General features: G+C 46.2%; 2 protein-coding genes and 1 pseudogene. 1 reads left to right on the top strand and 2 read right to left on the bottom strand.

The window, feature by feature from the left end:
* Both ACM0OZ_RS48105 and ACM0OZ_RS48100 read right to left on the bottom strand, forming a co-directional pair.
* A pseudogene (locus ACM0OZ_RS48105) lies at nt 1-576 on the bottom strand (WD40 repeat domain-containing protein); the annotation flags it as partial.
* An 80-nt stretch (nt 577-656) separates the two neighbouring features.
* On the bottom strand, nt 657-1730 hold the full coding sequence (locus ACM0OZ_RS48100) for a PstS family phosphate ABC transporter substrate-binding protein (RefSeq protein ID WP_414590034.1): 1074 nt from the start codon (nt 1728-1730) through the stop codon (nt 657-659).
* A gap of 465 nt (nt 1731-2195) precedes the next feature.
* Here ACM0OZ_RS48100 and ACM0OZ_RS48095 point away from each other — a divergent pair.
* Nucleotides 2196-3921, top strand: a 1726-nt coding sequence (locus ACM0OZ_RS48095) for a peptidase U32 family protein (protein ID WP_414590033.1), incomplete at its 3' end; no start/stop codon positions are given.

Genomic DNA, 3921 nt, shown 5'->3' with positions numbered 1-3921 from the left:
TTTGTCTTTGGCGAGGATTTCTTGAGGTTCGACCGACAGCGATCGCTCAATTAACCTCTCGTCTTCCTTCACTGGGATGAATAAATCTGTCAATTTCCCCTGCTTAAGGTTTATATGAATTTGCTGACGGACTTCCCAGGAAATGACCACTCCAGGTCTCGCTTCCTGGTAACTACTCACGTCTTTTAAAATCAGGGGTTTTAGGGAATTTGAAAAGCTGTGATGGTCTACCAGTTCTACTGGTCCCTTTTGCAAGCAAGCACAAATTTTTTCAATGCAGAAAGCGTACAGTGGTTCCCTTAGGTGGTAGCAAATAAAGTGCGGTATATGGCTGCGATCAATGTCATCCCTCTCATCGTTGTACAGCCAGCCAAACAGCCAATCTTCTGGAGTAATCTGAACAAGATAAGCAGCCCTGTAACTATGGTTTTCATGCTCAAAAGCATTCCAGTATCGGTAAACTACCTGTTTAAGGAAAGTTTGCTCAATCTCTAAGGGAACCTGCTCACTAGTCAGGAGCGCAAAGCCCACATAGGAGAAGCTAGTATAAACTAGTTGGTTGACGGACAAATCCATGCTGAATAGCAATCATGATAAATGAAGGTAGCGTTCCTTCGTGCACGAATAGTACTTCCATCTAACAAAACCATACGAGTCTAGCGAACTCCAATAAACCCAGCCTGCTCAATTGCCTTTTGCCCTTGGTCGGTCAGTAAAAGTCTGGCGTAGCCTTCCCCAGCCTGCTGTTCCCGACCGTTGTTATGCTTAATAATGACAAACAAGTTAGTGGTCAGTGGATAGCTGCCATTTTTAATGGCTTCAGTATTAACCTGGTTGCGCTTATGCAAGCACTCTTGGGTTGGCACTTTTGGTTCGCGGTAAGGAGGAATGAGCCTAGTAGGAGTGTGACCCACCGGCAAAGACTTGACACTACATTGAGGCACGACTGTACGAGCAGAAGCGTAATACAAACCGCCAGGGGTTTTACTGAGCTTCCGTAGCGCTTCTGTAGTGGAATAGACATACTGCACTTGGGAGCTAAACGCTTGATTCTGCAAGTCTTTGTTATCTGAAAATATTATTGTGTCTGCATCTTGGGGACGCTGGGCAAAAGGAGTGATGGGTAGATCTGGTCCTCCTACCTCTTTCCAATTAGTAATTTGTCCCAGATAAATCTGTTGCAACTGGTCAATCGTTAAACCGGGTACCTTGAGTGATGGGTTAACTACCACCGCTATCCCATCAATACCAACTTGACGTTGCTCAAGTGTAAAGCCTCGCTGCTTGGCTGTGGTGTATTCTGTAGTTGTTAGCGGACGGGAAGACTGCGCGAAGTCCAATTGCCCGTCAAGCAACATACGAATGCCTGAACCAGAACCAGGACTGCTGTTAATAGGTTCTACGTAGCGCAACTGTAGTTCTGGGCGAGCGTTTTGGATTTGAGAATCTACCAATTGCCGAATAGGTGCCCACGCTGTACTGCCACCGTATTTGAACGAGCCGATTGGCATATTGGCAGCTGTCCCAAAGGCTGAGGTATCAATTGAGGCAGTGTTTGAACTTTGACTAGACAAATTAGTGTTGTTACTTGCCCGCAAGCGTGGTGCTACCAGCCACCAAAACAGTCCGCCAATCACCAGAAGTGTCAACACTTTACCAATAATTAAGCCTTTGAGAAGAACTGCCATTTCTGGGCTAATTACGAGTTTTTTTCGGTTTGTATGATCCATATTATTTGTATTGACCCTCCTAGGGGGAAGCTACAGGGTAAACGCATCTTATTTTTCAAGTGCCCATTGAACAAGATGAGTTATACCGTCGCTACTTTTCGCCCCAATCAATGCAGAAATGATTTCTTTTCTAGATTTGTTAAAAAAGTTTAAAAAAGTGATTTTCGGTCGGAAAAGTCACTCTCAATGTTGAAGTAAATACACGCTTTTTTGTGCCAAGAGTTTGACTTGGTAAATTGTGTAGGCAAGTGTTGAACTTTAGCCTACTTCTATTGCCTATAAATATATGAGAGTATTATATCTTGCATCAAAGAACCAGAGATGAGAAAAAAAGGCGTAGCAAACAAACCGATGAAAATCTTCCTCCCCTGCTCAAGAACTGCTTATTTTGATCACCATCTCCCCACCATCAATAAGCACAAACGATACAATCGCAATGGTGCTCTCTAATCCATCCCCAACTTGATGAAAGCCGCTCGCAAACCAACCCCCCAACTCACCTTACCCACCTTTCAACGCCCTGAATTACTCGCCCCCGCAGGTAATTGGGACTGTGCCAAAGCTGCTGTGGAAAATGGGGCAGATTCTATATACTTTGGATTGGATCGCTTCAATGCGCGAATGCGGGCGCAAAACTTCACCGAGGCTGACTTACCCAAGTTGATGGAATTTCTGCACTATCGAGGCGTCAAGGGATATGTAACCATTAATACTCTCGTTTTCCCGCAGGAACTCAGAGAGGCAGAGCAGTATTTACGCTCAATTATTGCAGCAGGTGTAGATGCGGTCATTGTTCAAGACGTAGGTATTTGTCGTCTTATTCGTTACCTTTCGCCAGATTTTCCTATCCATGCTTCCACCCAAATGACCGTCACCAGTGCCGCAGGGGTCGAATTTGCCAAATCCCTCGGTTGTCAGTTGGTAGTACTTGCTCGTGAATGCTCGCTAACGGAAATCGAGAAAATTCAGCGCCAGCAGCGTGTAGAGAGCTTGGATAAAACATCTTTACCTTTGGAAGTCTTTGTTCACGGTGCCTTATGCGTGGCATATTCCGGTCAATGTTTGACCAGTGAAGCGCTAGGCGGACGTTCTGCGAACCGTGGCGAATGTGCCCAAGCTTGCCGGATGCCCTACGAATTAATATCTGATGGTCAAGCTGTAGATTTGGGAAATCGGAAATATCTGCTCAGTCCTCAAGACTTGGCAGGGTTAGAGGTGCTGCCAGAATTGGTGAAAGCAGGGGTCAGTTGTCTCAAGATTGAAGGTCGCTTGAAAACGCCTGAGTATGTGGCGAATGTTATACAGGTTTATCGACAAGCGCTAGATAAGGTGATGGCGGATTTAAAAAATGTAGAGACGCGCCACCTCTCGTCTCTACAAGCGCCGGAACAAGAACACTACAATTTGGAGATGGCGTTTTCTCGCGGACTGTATACAGGTTGGTTTCGGGGAATTAACAATCAGGAACTGGTTCATGCTCACTTTGGTAAAAAGCGTGGAGTTTACTTGGGCGAAGTCACCCGCATCAGCAACGAAAAGGTGATAGTACGGCTACAAGCCCCAATTAAGCCTGGAGACGGTGTTGTTTTTGATTGCGGTCATCCGGAAGCGCAGGAAGAAGGTGGTCGAATTTATGCGGTGGAACATAAAGGAAAACAAGCAGTGCTAACCTTTGGTCGCCATAACCTTAACTTGCGACGGATACATGTAGGAGACAAAGTTTGGAAAACTAGCGATCCAGAACTTGATAAGCAACTGCGTCAGAGTTTTGCTGGAGAAAATCCGCAATTTCAGCGTCCAATTCATATAGAGGTTTGTGGAGAAGTTGGTCAATCCTTAGGGGCGATCGCCCGCGACGAACTCGGTCATGTTGTCCAAGTAGAATCTGCAATGCCCCTTGAAGAGGCGCACACCAAACCCCTCACCACAGAACGTTTACAGGAACAGTTTGGTCGTCTCGGCAACACTCCTTTTTGTTTGGGAACTTTGACAAATCATCTCAAAGACGCAGTCATGGTACCCGTGAGTGAGTTGAACCGAATGCGGCGGAAAATTGTGGCGCAGCTGGAAGATTTGCGTTCCCAACCTAAACGCTGGCAATTACACTCACACGCTTCTCTAAGAGACTTACTTCCTTCCCCCTCATCCCCCTCATCCCCCTCATCCCCCTCATCCCCCTCATCCCCCTCAT

This window comes from Scytonema sp. PCC 10023 (genome assembly GCF_963920835.1).
Classification (GTDB): domain Bacteria; phylum Cyanobacteriota; class Cyanobacteriia; order Cyanobacteriales; family Nostocaceae; genus Kalymmatonema.
This window is presented reverse-complemented; position numbering and strand designations above follow the sequence as displayed.